General features: G+C 64.7%; 15 protein-coding genes and 2 riboswitches. Of the genes, 5 read left to right on the top strand and 10 right to left on the bottom strand.

What is annotated here, in order from left to right:
* Positions 1–219: 219 nt before the first annotated feature.
* The 7 genes from BAUR9175_RS01675 to BAUR9175_RS01645 all read right to left on the bottom strand — a co-directional run bounded on the left by BAUR9175_RS01675 (position 220) and on the right by BAUR9175_RS01645 (position 5,355).
* A complete protein-coding gene (locus BAUR9175_RS01675) occupies positions 220–996 on the bottom strand; it encodes a 3-oxoacyl-ACP reductase (protein WP_101582770.1) in 777 nt (258 codons plus the stop codon).
* A 94-nt stretch (positions 997–1,090) separates the two neighbouring features.
* Positions 1,091–1,210: riboswitch (TPP riboswitch) on the bottom strand.
* Positions 1,211–1,300: 90 nt separating this feature from the next.
* Entirely contained in the window at positions 1,301–1,771 is a 471-nt protein-coding gene (locus BAUR9175_RS01670) for an NUDIX hydrolase (protein ID WP_101582768.1), read from the bottom strand.
* A complete protein-coding gene (locus tag BAUR9175_RS01665) occupies positions 1,772–2,527 on the bottom strand; it encodes a class I SAM-dependent methyltransferase (protein ID WP_081610377.1) in 756 nt (251 codons plus the stop codon). It abuts the gene before it with no gap.
* A complete protein-coding gene (locus tag BAUR9175_RS01660) occupies positions 2,524–3,531 on the bottom strand; it encodes a thymidylate synthase (protein ID WP_018022530.1) in 1,008 nt (335 codons plus the stop codon). Before BAUR9175_RS01660 ends, BAUR9175_RS01665 begins: the two co-directional genes overlap by 4 nt.
* Positions 3,521–3,991: a nucleoside 2-deoxyribosyltransferase gene (locus BAUR9175_RS01655; protein WP_018022529.1), complete on the bottom strand. Its 471-nt coding sequence runs from the start codon at positions 3,989–3,991 to the stop codon at positions 3,521–3,523. The genes BAUR9175_RS01660 and BAUR9175_RS01655 overlap by 11 nt, the downstream gene beginning before the upstream one ends.
* A gap of 72 nt (positions 3,992–4,063) precedes the next feature.
* Entirely contained in the window at positions 4,064–4,885 is an 822-nt protein-coding gene (gene thiD, locus BAUR9175_RS01650) for a bifunctional hydroxymethylpyrimidine kinase/phosphomethylpyrimidine kinase (protein ID WP_101582765.1), read from the bottom strand.
* Entirely contained in the window at positions 4,882–5,355 is a 474-nt protein-coding gene (locus BAUR9175_RS01645; protein WP_018022527.1) for an NUDIX hydrolase, read from the bottom strand. Before BAUR9175_RS01645 ends, thiD begins: the two co-directional genes overlap by 4 nt.
* A gap of 34 nt (positions 5,356–5,389) precedes the next feature.
* Positions 5,390–5,506: riboswitch (TPP riboswitch) on the bottom strand.
* Positions 5,507–5,711: 205 nt separating this feature from the next.
* On the opposite strand from BAUR9175_RS01645, the gene BAUR9175_RS01640 reads away from it, so the two are divergent.
* Both BAUR9175_RS01640 and BAUR9175_RS01635 read left to right on the top strand, forming a co-directional pair.
* Positions 5,712–5,915: a hypothetical protein gene (locus BAUR9175_RS01640; protein WP_018022526.1), complete on the top strand. Its 204-nt coding sequence runs from the start codon at positions 5,712–5,714 to the stop codon at positions 5,913–5,915.
* Between the two features lie 997 nt (positions 5,916–6,912).
* Positions 6,913–7,113, top strand: coding sequence for a hypothetical protein (locus BAUR9175_RS01635; protein WP_096157499.1), 201 nt, complete (start codon positions 6,913–6,915; stop codon positions 7,111–7,113).
* Positions 7,114–7,157: 44 nt separating this feature from the next.
* On the opposite strand, the gene BAUR9175_RS01630 is transcribed toward BAUR9175_RS01635, so the two are convergent.
* Positions 7,158–8,729 carry a recombinase family protein gene (locus BAUR9175_RS01630; RefSeq protein ID WP_211209010.1) on the bottom strand — a complete coding sequence of 524 codons (1,572 nt, stop codon included), beginning with the start codon at positions 8,727–8,729 and terminating at the stop codon, positions 7,158–7,160.
* 33 nt (positions 8,730–8,762) lie between these two features.
* Here BAUR9175_RS01630 and BAUR9175_RS01625 point away from each other — a divergent pair, with 33 nt between their 5' ends.
* Both BAUR9175_RS01625 and BAUR9175_RS01620 read left to right on the top strand, forming a co-directional pair.
* Entirely contained in the window at positions 8,763–9,077 is a 315-nt protein-coding gene (locus BAUR9175_RS01625) for an ATP-binding cassette domain-containing protein (protein ID WP_180959188.1), read from the top strand.
* Positions 9,078–9,147: 70 nt separating this feature from the next.
* On the top strand, positions 9,148–9,336 hold the full coding sequence (locus tag BAUR9175_RS01620; protein ID WP_009882047.1) for a hypothetical protein: 189 nt from the start codon (positions 9,148–9,150) through the stop codon (positions 9,334–9,336).
* A gap of 18 nt (positions 9,337–9,354) precedes the next feature.
* Here the strand turns inward: BAUR9175_RS01620 and BAUR9175_RS01615 are convergent, their stop codons facing one another.
* Together BAUR9175_RS01615 and BAUR9175_RS01610 are read right to left on the bottom strand one after the other, a co-directional pair.
* Entirely contained in the window at positions 9,355–10,365 is a 1,011-nt protein-coding gene (locus BAUR9175_RS01615; RefSeq protein WP_009882048.1) for a threonine/serine dehydratase, read from the bottom strand.
* Positions 10,366–10,506: 141 nt separating this feature from the next.
* Entirely contained in the window at positions 10,507–11,859 is a 1,353-nt protein-coding gene (locus BAUR9175_RS01610) for an MFS transporter (RefSeq protein ID WP_101582762.1), read from the bottom strand.
* A 269-nt stretch (positions 11,860–12,128) separates the two neighbouring features.
* On the opposite strand from BAUR9175_RS01610, the gene paaZ reads away from it, so the two are divergent.
* Entirely contained in the window at positions 12,129–14,165 is a 2,037-nt protein-coding gene (paaZ, locus tag BAUR9175_RS01605) for a phenylacetic acid degradation bifunctional protein PaaZ (RefSeq protein WP_101582758.1), read from the top strand.
* Positions 14,166–14,602 lie beyond the last annotated feature (437 nt).

Genomic DNA, 14,602 nt, shown 5'->3' with positions numbered 1-14,602 from the left:
AGGGTGTTGACGGCGTGTCCGTCAAGGGAATGAACGGGGCTTCTGCAGGGGCTCTGCTTAAACGAAGAGTGAGATGAGAGAGGCGTGGTCACGGTGTTCAGGGACGAGGCGCAGTCGGTCGTTGCGCTGCACGACGTGGCGGTGACCACCAGGCCGCGCTGCGATGACCGACACCGTGGATGAAGAGGTTGAAGTGGGCCTGCTTGCCTTCCACGCCGCTCACCCCTTGACGAGTCCGCCGTCGACGATGAGGTTCTGACCCGTCACACCCCTGGCCCACGGGGAAGCGAAGAATACGACTGGGTCGGCGAGCTGATCCGGCGTCGTCACCGCCCGCAGCGGGGTGCCCGCGGCGATGCCCTCGAAGACCGCCTCAGGGGTCGCCGCCGAGGCGTCGGTGGTCAGCGGCAGCCCCCCGGAGACCATGTTCACCGTGATGGCCTGCGGGCCGAGATCGTCGGCGAAGGTGCGTGTCAGGGACAGCAGCGCTGCTTTCGCCGCGGTGTAGTCGTGGTAGGGCACGACGGGGTGCTGGAAGAGGTTCGTACCGATGTTGACGATCCGGCCGAAGCCCGCCTCGACCATGCCGGGAAGGGTGGCCTGGATGACGTTGAGAGGCCCATGCACGGAGCCGGTGAACTGTGCGGTGATCTCCTCGTAGGAGATCTGGTCCGCGTGGGAGCGGGCGTCGCCGTTGAAGGAGAAGTCAGCCAGCGCGTTGTTCACGACCGTGGTGATCGGACCGCCAAAGCGATCGGCGGCCTCAGCGACGAGGGCATCGACCTGGGCGCGGTCGCGGACATCAGCCCGGATTGCGATCGCCTTTCCGGGGTGGGCGGCGGCGAGGTCCTCCGCGGCGTCCTGGGAGGTGTGGTAGTCGATGACCACTCGCGCACCCTGGGCCAGGAACGCGCGAGTGATCGCAGCTCGGAGTCCGCGGGCGCCGCCGGTGACGAGGACGATCTGCTCGGTGAGGGGGAGAATAGTGTGTGCCATGTGTATGCCTCTCGATATCGAGGCGAAGGCAACCCGTGCGCACCGAAGAGCGAAAGTTGCTCTTCGGTGCGCTGACACCGCCAACATTGTCGGCGGGTGAAAGTCCGGACATTCCCTTCGCCAGTGCTAACTGGATCAGGTTCAACGGGTGTCATCTCAGCCGACCACGTCCCGTGCTCGAAAGCTGGAACGGGCGGCGCCCCGTGTCACGCCACCATCACATCACGGAAACCACACTCTCCACAAGCTTCGGACGGCCTGATTCTTCGTTACTGGAATCGCTGTCACAGAACACCTGATATCACTACGTGCTATCCGGCAAATGGGCATTCTGGCTTCTTGAGTGTTCCTGTTGCTTGCGTTCCAGCTCGAGCGCGGTTTGGGCGATAGCGCGGACGTTGAATGTTTCCGCGACCGGTATCGCAGCCATTTCCTCGAGGGTGAACCATGCCGCTTCGAGTGCGTCATCGTCCGGGACCGGTTCCCCTCGTTCCCATCGGCAGAGCACTGCGATCAGGACGTAATGCAGATTGTGGTCGGCATCGATGACGTCGACAGCATCGAAGACATCACCGGGTGTGGCGAGGACTCCTGTTTCCTCGGCGAGTTCGCGCGCGGTCGCGGCGGTCAGGGTCTCGCCGGGTTCGATCTTGCCCCCGGGGAATGCCCAGCGCTCGGCGTCGGGCATGTGGGCACGCCGGATAAGGAGTACACGTCCTTTTCGGACCACTGCCGCCAGCGTCGCCGGCTTCGGGTAGGAAGCGTCGCGCGTCATCTACCCCGCCCCGATCGTCGACTCGGAGTGGTCTTGGAGGTGGGCTGTGATCTGCATGAACGGTGGATGGTCGATAGGTGCCTGGGAGCCGACGTCTTCTACGGTTTGTGCTCCGCGGTCGGTGACCTTGTCGACTGTGAAGCCGGCCTCGGTCAGCACCGCCTCGTAGGTGCTGATGAACCAGTGCCGGTCGACAAGCTCGAGGATCCCGGTGCCGGGGATCTGCAAGCTGACCTTGCGTTCGTCTCCGTCACGGTAGCCTCTGCCGGGCTCGCCGCTGCGGAAGGTCGGGAACGGTACTCCTGTGGCCGCCGGGTTGCTATCGACGATGAAGAGTCTGCCGGTCGGTGTAAGCACTCGGGCGAGCTCGCGGGCGATCGCTCTCAGTTCCTCGCGTGTGGGCACGTTGATGAATACGAAGCAGCACACGATCGCATCGAATGTGTCATCCGGGTAGGGAACGTGGCCGCTGTCGATGGTGTGGAATCGCGCGGCCGGTTGCGGGGTCTGCGCCCGGGCGAGGGTGATCATGTCGGTGCTGATGTCGACTCCGACGACCTGTGCTGCGGCTCCGGCGTCGAGGAGGCGTCGTGAGACTTTTCCGCTGCCGCACCCATAATCGAGCACGATCCCCCCTCGGCCGCAAGCAGTTTGGAGGTCATTGACGAGCGGGGTATAAGCCAGTCGGTTTTCGACATAGTCGTCATAGGCATCGAACCCTGCTGAGACTGCCGGAGTCGTCCATGATGTCGTCACTGCTGCACCGCCCTCACACGCGCGTTTTCGATGCTGGGCCATCGGCTCACGACCAGCTCCCGGTGGAGGGGATGGAGGTCGCCGATAATCGATGGGTCGACTGGTCGTTGGTATTGGAGTTGCCGGTGGATCCAGAACAGGCGGACAATGTCGACCCACGCTTCCGGAAGATCAAGGGTCGCCAGTGCGCGGCCTGGGAGCTCGTCTGCACGGATCGACTTCTCCAGGGCGAGGACCTGGTGCACCTGGTCCAGGCTCGCCCCCGAGGGCAGCCGTGGAAGAGTGCTGGGTTCCTCCACGATCGTCTGATCATCGCCGCCGAGGAGGGTGTGCACCTTGGTGAGGTCTTTTTCGTAGATGTGGATCGAGCCGACGTTGTGGATGTACACACCCGGGGTCAGGCCCAGCATCGAGGCGAGAAATTCTTGGATGAACGTGAAGGAGAACGTGTCGTTGAGCAGTCCCATGTACGCGTCGTTGGCGCGCATGAACGCGACCATGTGCAGACGGTCCTCACGGCGCAACAGCTGGAGAGCCAGCGTGCAGGAGACGTCGATGTTGCGGCGGTAGATGTCTTCGGAGTCGTCGAAGATCTGCAGAACGGCACGCTTGCTCGCAGGGTCATCCTCGCGGAGGATGTTCACGATTCGTTCGATCGCAGTCTCGTCGCCGACGTGTCTGAGCAGTTTGGGACCATACCCGGTGCCCGGCAGGCTGAGGCCGTCGGGACTGTACCGGCTCATCGAGGGTGCGTAGGTGCGGATGAAGTCGAGGTCGTTCTTCCCTGAGAGGTACCACAGTGCTTCGGCGTAGTTGAAGATGATGTTCTGCCGACGAGACCTGGCCAAGCAGTACCGCCGGGCCGGGTTGGTCAGGCGTGCGGTGTAGCCGATGATTTCGCGTTCGTCCTGCCCGCGGGGACTGTTCTGGTATTCGAACCCGGTGTAGACCTGTCGCAGGGAATCCAGGTAGAGCGTGTGGAGGTCGGGATACTCAGGCTTCACTGACGGCTCCTGCCTGCGCGTGCTCGATCGCGGTGAGGATGCGTGGTCCGGTGGGCTGCTCGGGATCGATGGTGATCATCTGGACGTCGGCGACCGCTGAGAGGCCTCGGACGAGGAACGCGTACTCGGCTCCCTCGTCGAGGAGTAAGACGATGGGTTTGTTCCAGGCGGAGGCCCACCCGATCTCGATGTGCGTGCCCGGGGATGCCGGTGCGCCGGGGAACGCGACGAAGACGTCGCAGGCGGCGATCTCCGTGTAGTCGATGCGTGTGCATTCGCTGGGTTCCATGAACTCACGGCCCCAGTGCTCTCTGCGGTGGGCGCAGTGCACATCCCACCCCTGGGTTTCGAAGAAGTCGATGATCGAGGTGTACTTGTCGATCGCGGCGTCGCCCATCACATGGGTGTCGGCGTCGACGAGAGCTTTGAACGGGCCGGCGAGAAACATCTTTCGCGTCATCGTCACGGCTCCTTTCATGAGTCGAAGTGGTTAGCTCTACCGATCGGAACGAGGAGGGGCTGTTCTGCATCCCTACCCGCGCGGCCAGAGCTGGTGGAAGTGATGCAGGGGACCGTGACCTTGGCCGACGTCGAGGCGGTCGCTGGCAACGAGAGCGCCGTGCAGGTAGGTCTTCGCCCGTTCAACGCTTTCGGGCACGGTGTGGTCAGGCAGCAGTGCGGTGATCGCCGAGGACAAGGTGCAGCCGGTGCCGTGGTCGTTGAGGGTTTCGATCCTGGGAGAGGTGTAGGTGGAGATCCCGTCGGGGCCGGCGAGGTAGTCGACACTGACCGTCTCGTTCGTGAGATGCCCGCCTTTGAGTAGCGCCCACTGACAGCCAAGGCCACGCAGCCCGGTGGCCTGGTCCTCCATCTGCCCCAAGCGGGTGACATCTGTGGTGTCGAGGAGCACGGCGGCTTCGGGAAGGTTCGGGGTGATGATCGTGGCCAGTGGCACGAGCGTGTCTCGGATGGCTGCGACCGCATCGTCGTCCAACAGCCTGTCGCCGCTCTTGGCGACCATCACCGGATCAAGGACCACGGTCTCGGCTTCGTGGTATTGCAGGCGCTCGGCGATGACCTCGGCGATGACCTCGGCGATCGCGGCGTTGGCGACCATACCGATCTTTACCGCGTCGACGCGCACATCGTCGAACACTGCATCGATCTGCTCACCGACGAAAGAGGGATCAAGGGGCATGAACGAGCGCACACCGCGCGTGTTCTGTGCCACGACCGCGGTGATCGCGGCCATACCGTAGGTGCCCCTCGCTGAGAAGGCTTTGAGATCGGCGTGGATGCCCGCCCCGCCAGTGGGGTCGGTGCCTGCGATGGATAGGACGTTCTTGATCGTCATGCGTGCACTTCCTTCTGCTGCTGTGTGGCGGCGTAGCGGGCGACCTCGGCGACATCCTTGCTCAGAGTCAGGCGGGCCTCGTCGACCTCGTCGAGGGGGAACCAGCGTGCTTCGAGGGCGTCGTCGCCAGCGTGGGGTTGCCCCGAGCGCCACTGGCAGAGCACGGCGATAAGCACGTAGTGACTGTCCAACCGTCCAGTCTCGTCTCGGCTGAACGCGTCAACGGAAGTCAAAACACCGGTCGCCTGACCGATGATGCTGGTTTCTTCACCGAGTTCGCGTTCGGCGGCTTTGGTGATCGTTTCTCCGAATTCGATCTTCCCGCCCGGGAATCCCCAGAATCCTGCATCAGGAGGGTTCGCGCGACGCACCAAGAGGACATGGTCATCTTTGATGAGGACGGAAATGACCGCGACCCTCGGGCGCACCTCGACTGAGGACGTCGCGGGGCCGACAACAGAATGGGACACTGTAACCTCCTAATGGGGAGGCCAGCGAAGGAAAGAAGCCCTGCTAGACCAGTCCCTTCGCCGGCATGATCCGGATCAGGTTCTAGGGTCACCACGCTGACAACGTCCAGTGGTATCTCAGCCCCTTGACGGGACACCCCTCGGTGCAACCCGAATCTACCAGAATGCCGTCACAGATACACCCTGCGCGGATTGCCCGCTGCGGGATGCTGGTGTTGGGATCGGCTGCGCACCTATCCAGTGCTGCGACTGTGCCCGATGGAGCAAGTGCCCGTCTCACGGGTGGAGTCACTGGTCGGTGTCGGCCTTGGACGGTAGAATGGAAGGTGTCGGGCGAGCATGAAGGAGGACAGGTCATGGCGACGACGAAGGCCCTGGAACAGGCCGAGATCGACCGGCTCGAAGCGCAGGTCACTGCGAGCCAGCGGATGGCTAGCGAAGAGGAGACTGACGCCGACCGTGCCCTGGGCCGCAAGGTGCTCACTGGAGAGATGTCCGCCGATGACGCCATCGCCGTCCGGCTGGCGCAGATCGACGCGAAGCACGGCATCACCCGGTAACACGCCGCGGGCCAATGTCTCGGGCGGGGGTGGACGGTGATGCCGGATCATTACACGTATCCCGGCACCGAGGTGCTCGTCAACATCCCCGGCTACACCGACCCGGCGGCGTGGAAGGAAGCCGAGACCGCCCACGGCGCGAGATAGGTGCCCTGGATCACGAGCTGCGAGCGGCGTTGCAGCGGCGAGCACACCGCCTCGACCCCGACCCGCCGTTCGGTCCACCAGACCAGGGGCGGGGGCCACATGACCGAGGACTCGGACTATGAACACTCAACGTACCGCCACAGGCGAGCGGAACGAGAGCAGCGTGCGGGCGGCCCGGTCACGTCCGGGCGAGGAGAACGGGTCCGCAAAATGGGCGGACCCGTTGATCACGACGCAGGCCAACCTCTCAGGGCGAAACCCCTGGCACGGTGGGAGGAAATTTCCTCCCACCGTGCCAGGGGGACGCCCACGGTGCCGCCACTGTGGCGGCGCCGTACGCCTCGCGCGGGCAGGCCATGGTGGTGCCGAATCGGCACCACCATGCCATCCGCAGGTGCGAACCGTGCAGGGGCAACGGGGCCGGAAAATTTCCGGAGCCGTTCACCGGCCCCCGGCGCGGGCACGGTCCTGCAAAATTTGCGGGACCGTTGGCTTGGGCACGGGGGTGGAAAATTTTCACCCCCGTGGGCTCGAGCCGACCGTGGTGCCACCGTGGCACCACCGTCAAGAACGAGGGCAGGTCGACGGTGGTGGCAAATTGCCACAACCGTGCTGCCGGAGACGACGACAGCGGGCTGACGGTGGTGCACAATTTTCACCACCGTGACGTTCCGCTGGTGACTGCTCCGGGGGCGCCGAATCGGCACCCCCCGTGCCCGACCCCGTTTTCGGGGCCTCCAAGGGCACGACAGCACTGACCATCCACATATAGTAGCTCGCTCCTGCGCGGATGGCTAGATGCAGTGATTGCTGTTTTTGAACCTCGGGTGTATGGGCGTACCTGTCGGGTATGAACAGTATCCCGACACCCCAGACCCATACGCCCACCACGACGACGAGGCCGCGCCTGGCGATCGACGACGAGGCCCTGACCGACACCGACCGGGAGACGATCCGGCAGGCCGCGAAGACCACAGCCTCCCGGTTCCCGCCCATGAGTGCCGAGCAGGCCGAGCTGATCCGCCACCAACTCCGCGGCGACGCCACCTGACCCACCCGGCATCCTGACCGTCTCGGCATCGAGCCCCACGTCCTTTAGAGTGCGCGGGGCTCGATGAGTACCCGCTCGGGCTCGAAGGCGTTCTGGCCCCGGTTCTGAGTCTGCTGGATGCGGACGTTGAACGTGGCCTTGATGATCTTCCTCCGCTCCAACAGTGGCAGGCCCGCCCACGCGGCAGGCACATCCTCGGCGGTGACCAGGGCACGCACCCGCTCGTCGGTCACCGGGGGGATGAGCGCCTGCTCGGCCTCGGCGATCTGGGGCCGCAACGCGGCTTCCAGCTTCGTGAGCGTGTCGAGGTTCAGACTCCCGGCCGCGTACTGGGCGATGACCTCGTCCAGGCGGGCCTGCAACGCCGCCCGCTTCTGCTCGGCAGCCTCGGCAACCTTGAGCCAGTCGCCGTCGTCGTCGCCGGTGAGCCAGGCGAGGTTGGTCGGGTTCTGGAACCACTCCAGCACGACCTGCTCGACATAGGCGTCCAGGCCCGGCTGGGAGATCATCGTCTTATAGCACCCCCGGAACTGGCACTGGTACTTCACCGCCGGAGTCCTCTCCTTCTTCCGCATCGTGGCCCGCTTCAAAGGGCGGCCGCAGTAGTGGCAGCGGGCGATGTGGACCATGAGCGTCTTCGCGGCCATCCCGCCACCGCCCTTGACGAGACGTCCGGGATCGGCGAACAGGCGCTGGATCTTCTGGAAGTCCTCCCACTCGATCAACGCCTCCCACTGCGCCTGGCCGATGACCTCACCGCGGTAGACGCGCTTGCCGGCGATGGTGGGGTTCTGGAGCACCTGGCGGACGGTGTAGGTATCCCAGCCGCGGGGACTCTCGGCCCACGGCTTCTTCGGTGTCGGCTCCCCAGCATCCTGCAACCGCATCGCTATCGAGTACATGGACTTACCAGCCAGCACATCACGGGCGGCATCGCGGACGATCTGCCCGGTGTGGGGGTCGGGTTCCTGGCGCAGCAGGACACCGGTGTGCTGGTCGTAGACCCGCCGGTATCCGTACGGGAGGCGACCGTGGGGGCGGCCCTTGTCCGCGTTGAGCTTGACTGTGCGCAACTGCCGCTCGCGCATCGTGTTCGCGTCCGCTTCGGCGCGGAGGAACTCGAAGCCCATCATGAACGTGTCATCGGAGCGGGAGAAGTCATACACCCTGCCGTGGGTGAGGTAGAGGACCCCGGCGCGCTGGCAGGCCTTGCGCAGCTGCACGTAAACCTCCATATCGCGCCCGGCACGAGACGGCTCCCAAGAGGCAAAGCCGCCATACCTGCCGGACTCGATCAAGGCCATGGCCTCGTCGAAGCCCTCGCGTTCGCGCCTGCGCCACTGCGAGGCCGACCGGTCAGCATCGCGGACGATCGCCTCCGGGTACCATTCGATCGGCAGGCACCAGCCGACCATGTCAGTGAGCTGGTCATCGATCGAGCGCATCAGCTTGTGCCGGTCCTGTGAGGCCCGCCCATACAGGATCGAAGCGGTCCAGTCGTCCTCGGCCATCTCCCGGAGTCGCTCGACCGCGGCCCGCAACTCCGGCGTGAGCAGCGGTAGCTCCAAGAGCCTGTTCGTCGTGGTCGTGTTGGTGTTCGTTGTGGTGGTGTTCATGGACATCAGGTGCGTCTGCCTTCCCTCTGCCCCTTGAACTTGATCGACGAACCGACCACCGGCCTTGATGTCGCCGCCCGCGAGCAGCTGCTTGAGACCATCGACTCGCTGTCCGTGACCTCACCGCAGCTGACGACGCTCCTGGTCACCCACCATCTCGAGGAGATCCCGGAGTCCACGTCGCACGCGATGCTCATCTCCCACGGTCGCCTCACCGCGTCAGGCGAAATCGCCGAGGTCCTCACGACTGACAAGGTCAGTGCGGCCTTCGAGCATCCGATCGAAGTCGGCTTCGCCGATGAACGGTGGTCTGCCCGGGCGATTAGGCAACGGGCTGTGGCTGTGTAGAGGCTCATGTTCCGGGGCAGCCGTGACGCGCGTCATTGCGCGCTCAGACCACGCGGCATAGTCTTGAAGCATGAAGATGAGTACCGTATGGAGCATCGTTGGCGCGATCATCGCCATCATCATCGCGTGGTGGGTCGTCAACGTCGCGTTCTCGATCGCCTGGTTCCTCGTCAAGGCGATCATCGCCCTCGTCGTCGCGGTCGCCATCTTCGCCCTGATCAAACAGGCTTTCAGGTCGAAGGACAAGCAGCGCAGCTAGCGCCGAACTCTGCGTTCTTCAGAGATCGCCGAGGCTGGTGTTCGCCCCGCATAGGACGACGCAGACCTTTTCGTCCGGTCCCGGCACGTAGACGCCTGAGTCCTCAGAGCCGTGGATTCCCGCCAGCGCCGTCGCCGCCGCATGTTCAAGCGCCAGACGGTGCTCACTCCACAGGTGACGCCGGGCGCTGACGATCTGCTCATCGTCGACGAGCACCGAGGTGACCAGGTCACTCTGCGCGGCAGCCACCGCCAGGGGAGTGGCTCTCCGGGCACCCAAAGAGTCCGCGGCCACCGAATCGACCGGCACGTCCACGGGTTCGCCCGCCTCCAAAGCAGCATTGAACGCCCGACAGTTCCGCGGTTCGACGGCGACAGTGCGCACCCCATGGAACGTCGCAGCCGTGGCCACGCCCGCGAACAGACCCCCACCGCCGACGGAGACGACGATCGTATCGAGGTCAGGGATCTGAGAGAGGATCTCGGTCATCATCGTCCCAGCACCGGCGGCGATGAGCGGATTGTCGTACGCGTGTGAAGCCAGCGCCCCTGAAGACTTGACGAATTCCTCGCAGGCCAGGGCAGCCTCGGCGAATTCGGAACCGATCAGACGCACTTCGGCGCCATAGCCGCGCAGCCGCTCGACCTTGACTGCGGGCGCATTCTCGGGCAGGAACACGGTCGCCGGAACCCCGGCATCGCGAGCTGCCCACGCGCAGGCCAGTCCCGCGTTCCCGCCCGAGGCGATCGTGACACCGGCATCGGGGAGAGTGCCTTCAGCCAAGTGGGTCTGGATGAAGTTCTGCGCTCCGCGGGCCTTGAACGATCCCGTGTACTGCATGAATTCGAGAGCGAAGTGGACTCCCGAACCAGCCGGGTCGCTGCTTGGCGGGGCACTCCACGTCGCGGCCGTCGGCGTCGGCGCAGCGGGTGCCTGGCCGGGCTGGGCGGAGGCCACCGTCACCGGACGCACTCGACCGGCGATCCGGGCGGCCGCTGCTTCGATATCGGGGTAGGACAACTGCGTCACTGGAGCCTCCTCAGTTGGTGAGAATGGACAGGCTGATCACTTTTGATGCAACGAGCCAGTCTGCAGACTGGCCTGCTGCACCAAAAGTGATCGGTTCCGACCCCCACCCTACGGGCATGCCGCCCTACGGGCTATGCGCGTTCAGCTTGTGTGCTTGACGATGCCCAGGGACGCGCCCTTGGTCTCCTTGACCAGGCTGACGGCGATGAGCGAGATGATGCAGACGACGATCATGTAGGCCGCGATCGACAGTGAGGAGCCGGTCCGAGCCAGCAGGGTCTCGGCGATCGTCGGCGCGAAGGCACCACCGAGGATCGCACCCAGGGCATAGCCGATCGAGACGCCGGAGTAACGGACCTGGGGTGGGAACATCTCCGCGTACATCGCAGACATCGGGCCGTAGCTCAGGCCCATGCCGACGGTGAGGACGAAGATGCCGATGCCGTACATCCAGATATTGGCCATGTCGATCATGAGGAACGTCGGGACCAGCCACAGGATGAGCAGGATGTAGCCGACCTGGAAGGTGCGCACGCGACCCAACTTGTCCGACAGGGCACCGCCCCACATGGTGAAGACCAGCCAGCCGAAGCTCGCCAGGGTCGTGGCCAGGAGCACGGGTGCCCGGTCGAGGCCGACGGTGCCGCCCTGGTCGATGGGCCGCGAGGCATAGGCGGCGAAGAACGCGATGATCATGTAGCCCACGGCGTTGTTGCCGATGAAGATGAGAGCGGAGAGGATGACTTCCTTCGTGTTCTTCTTGAACAGCGTCGACAGCGGTGCTGAGGACTCGGCCTTACGTTCGGCCAGCTCGGCGAAGATCGGGCTTTCTTCGACCTGGCGGCGAATGTAATAGCCGACGATGACGAGGACGACGGAGAACAGGAACGGGATCCTCCAGCCGAAGCTCGCGAACTGTTCGGTGGTGAGAACCGTGGTCAGGATCCAGATCACGCCGGTGGCGAGGATCATGCCCACGGGCACGCCGATCTGCGGATAGGCGCCGAAGAGCCCGCGTTTGTTCACCGGTGCGTGTTCGACGGAGAGTAGTGCAGCACCGCCCCATTCGCCGCCGGCGGAGAAGCCCTGCAGGATCCGCAGCAGCGTGAGCAGGATGGGTGCGCCGATTCCGATGGCCGCATAGTTGGGCAGGAGCCCGATGAGTGAGGTGGCCAGGCCCATGAGGATGAGCGTGAGGACGAGCATCTTCTTGCGTCCGATGCGGTCGCCGAGGTGGCCGGCGATGATCGCGCCCAGTGGCCTGAACAGGAAGGAGATTCCCAGCGAGGCCCAGGCCATGATCTGTCCGAGGGCCGGGTTGTCCGAAGCCAGCGGGCCGAAGTACTGGACGGAGAGGATGAGGCCGGCGGCCTGTGCGTAGATGAAGAAGTCGTACCACTCGATGGTGGTGCCGACGAGGGTTCCGGCCAGGACCCGGCGTTCCTCGCGGGTGATCGAGGCGGGGGCTGCCGTTGCGGGCGAAGCTGTGGACATGAGAGATCTCTCCCGGGGGTGATGTGGTGCGACACGGTGCGGCGTACGCGGTGGTCCTCGACTCTGAGTGATCGCCGGCGCGTTCGGGCAGGTGACTGAATGGTCAGTAATTGTCTTCGAGCATAGTGCACATGGTGATCGGTGTCACCTGCCGGGCCGGGCAATGACAATAACCGACCGATTGGTTAGTATTGCTGTCAGGAAGCGGCAGCGGGGCCGATAATGGCCGCCGTGCACCGGGAGACACAGTTCGACCAGGGAGAGACGACATGACCGAGATTCTCAGTTCGTATGTGGCAGGCGACTGGCACACCCCCAGTGGGAGCCCCGAGGACGCCCGAGCCGTCCACGACGCGACGAACGGGCAGCTGACCCACCACGTCTCCTCGTCCGGCATCGACTTCGCCGCCGTCGACGAGTACGCGCGGACCACCGGCGTCGCGGAACTGCAGAAGCTGACCTTCCACCAGCGCGGCGTGATCTTGAAGAAGCTCGGCGCCTACCTCATGGAGCGGGCCAAGGACTACCACGAGATCTCGTTCACCACCGGCACGACCAAGCGTGACGGATTCGTCGACATCGAAGGCGGCATCGGCACCCTCTTCACCTACTCCGGCGTGGCACGTCGGCAGATGCCCAACTCCACGGTCCACCTCGACGGAGGAATCGAGCGCCTGTCGAAGAACGGCACCTTCGTCGGCCGCCATATCCTCACCTCCCGGCAGGGTCTGGCACTCCAGATCAACGCCTTCAACTTCCCCGTCTGGGGCATGCTCGAGAAGTTCGGCCCCATGTTCGTCGCCGGTGTCCCCGTCATCGTCAAACCCGCCACCGACACTGCCCACCTGACCCGCGCCGTCGTGGCCGACATGGTCGAGTCCGGTCTGCTGCCTGATGGTGCCATCCAGCTCATCGCCGGGGACGCCACTCCGCTCTTCGACCATCTGGCCGAACAGGACGCCATCGCCTTCACCGGTTCTGCGAATACGGCCAAGCATCTCGGCGGCCTGGACTGCGTGCGCGATCGCGGCACCCGCTTCTTCGCCGAGGCGGACTCCCTGAACTTTTCCCTGCTCGGACCCGATGCCGCCCCCGGCACCGAGGAATTCGACCTCTTCATCTCCGGCGTCGTCGCCGAGATGACCATCAAGGCCGGCCAGAAGTGCACCGCGATCCGCCGCACCTTCGTGCCCGAACAGCACAAAGAAGCTGTCGCCGAGGCACTCCTCGCGAAGCTGGAGACCCAAGGTGTCGGCGATCCACGTGAGATGTCGACACGGCTGGGACCGGTCGTGTCTGACAAGCAGCGCAACGACGTTCTCGATGCCATCGATGAGATCACCTCGGCGGGGGCCCACGTCCTCACCGGCGGTCGCGAGGCCTCCGACGAACTGGCGCAGAACCTCGGCGGGGCCTATGTCGCAGCCACCGTACTCCAGGCCGACGATCCCTGGGTCGATGCCGTCCACGACGTCGAGGCCTTCGGTCCGGTGACCTCGCTGATTACTTATTCCTCCACCGCCGAGGCTGTGCGTCTCGCCGCTCGCGGGCGCGGTTCCCTGGTCGGCTCGGTCGTCACCCACGATGCCGAGTTCGCCACCGAATTCGTTCGCCAGGTCGCCCCCTGGCACGGGCGCATCCTCGTCCTCGACCGCGATGATGCCGAAGAGTCGACCGGGCACGGTTCGCCGCTGCCCAACCTCATCCACGGCGGCCCCGGACGCGCCGGCGGCGGCGAGGAGATGGGCGGACTGCGCGGCGTCGAGCACTTCATGCAGCGCACCGCGATCCAGGCCTCGCCCGACATGCTCACCGCGATCGGCGGCGAATGGGTCGCCGGAGCGCAGCGCCGCACCGGGCAGCATCCGTTCACGAAGACCCTGGCTGATCTGCGCGTCGGCGATGCCCTCGAATCCGAGCGCCGGACCGTCACGCTCGAGGACATCTCGCACTTCGCGGAGTTCACCGGTGACACCTTCTACGCCCACACCGACGAGGAGGCTGCGGCCGCGAACCCGTTCTTCCCCGGACGCGTGGCGCACGGCTACCTCATCGTGTCCTTCGCCGCCGGTCTCTTCGTCCAGCCGGACCCCGGCCCGGTCCTCGCGAACTACGGCCTCGAGGGACTGACATTCATCACACCGGTCTCACCAGGGGATTCGCTCAAGGTCACGCTGACCGCCAAGCGCATCACCCCGCGTGAGACCGATGAGTACGGCGAGGTCCGCTGGGATGCCGAAGTCGTCAATCAGAACGACGAACCCGTGGCGAAGTACGACGTGCTCACCCTGGTTGCGAAGGAGTAGGAGCGACACGCACCCGCAGTGAGGCCGCGGGCGCCCGGTTTCGCGCGCGGAGGCCAACGGTTGGTAGATTCGTCTCGAAATTTTGCAAGCGGTCGAGGCGAACTTACCAACCGTTTGCGCTGTGAGTGCGTGAATCAGGGCGAACATGGCCGATGAGTTCAATGTGACATCGAGCGGCTGGGTGGTGTGCTCATCGTGCACGCTGTGCCATGTCTAATAGTCGGGCCTCGCGGGCGCCAATCAACTCACGTCGGTTCGCCTCTTCGACCAGCGACCGCCAGCGTTCGGGCGGCATCTCTGTGCGCAGGTCTGTCAAGCCCCGGGTTTCATAGAGGGCTATTTTCCTGGTTATCTAAGCAGCCACCGACTCGGTATCACTCTGGTTGATCCATTCAGAATGAACTTCGACCGGCGGCCGATAAGCAATGGCTGAATGC

The sequence above is a fragment of the Brevibacterium aurantiacum genome (genome assembly GCF_900169065.1).
Classification (GTDB): Bacteria; Actinomycetota; Actinomycetes; order Actinomycetales; family Brevibacteriaceae; genus Brevibacterium; species Brevibacterium aurantiacum.
Note: the sequence above shows the minus strand (reverse complement) of the source record. Positions and strands in the feature narration are given on the sequence as shown.

Bases quoted from the DNA above. Each gene is read 5' to 3' on its own strand.
- thiD (WP_101582765.1), bottom strand. From the start codon at position 4,885: ATGACGATCAAGAACGTCCTATCCATCGCAGGCACCGACCCCACTGGC.
- BAUR9175_RS01675 (WP_101582770.1), bottom strand. From the start codon at position 996: ATGGCACACACTATTCTCCCCCTCACCGAGCAGATCGTCCTCGTCACC.
- BAUR9175_RS01670 (WP_101582768.1), bottom strand. From the start codon at position 1,771: ATGACGCGCGACGCTTCCTACCCGAAGCCGGCGACGCTGGCGGCAGTG.
- paaZ (WP_101582758.1), top strand. From the start codon at position 12,129: ATGACCGAGATTCTCAGTTCGTATGTGGCAGGCGACTGGCACACCCCC.
- BAUR9175_RS01655 (WP_018022529.1), bottom strand. From the start codon at position 3,991: ATGACGCGAAAGATGTTTCTCGCCGGCCCGTTCAAAGCTCTCGTCGAC.
- BAUR9175_RS01640 (WP_018022526.1), top strand. From the start codon at position 5,712: ATGGCGACGACGAAGGCCCTGGAACAGGCCGAGATCGACCGGCTCGAA.
- BAUR9175_RS01630 (WP_211209010.1), bottom strand. From the start codon at position 8,729: ATGAACACCACCACAACGAACACCAACACGACCACGACGAACAGGCTC.
- BAUR9175_RS01620 (WP_009882047.1), top strand. From the start codon at position 9,148: ATGAAGATGAGTACCGTATGGAGCATCGTTGGCGCGATCATCGCCATC.
- BAUR9175_RS01610 (WP_101582762.1), bottom strand. From the start codon at position 11,859: ATGTCCACAGCTTCGCCCGCAACGGCAGCCCCCGCCTCGATCACCCGC.
- BAUR9175_RS01635 (WP_096157499.1), top strand. From the start codon at position 6,913: ATGAACAGTATCCCGACACCCCAGACCCATACGCCCACCACGACGACG.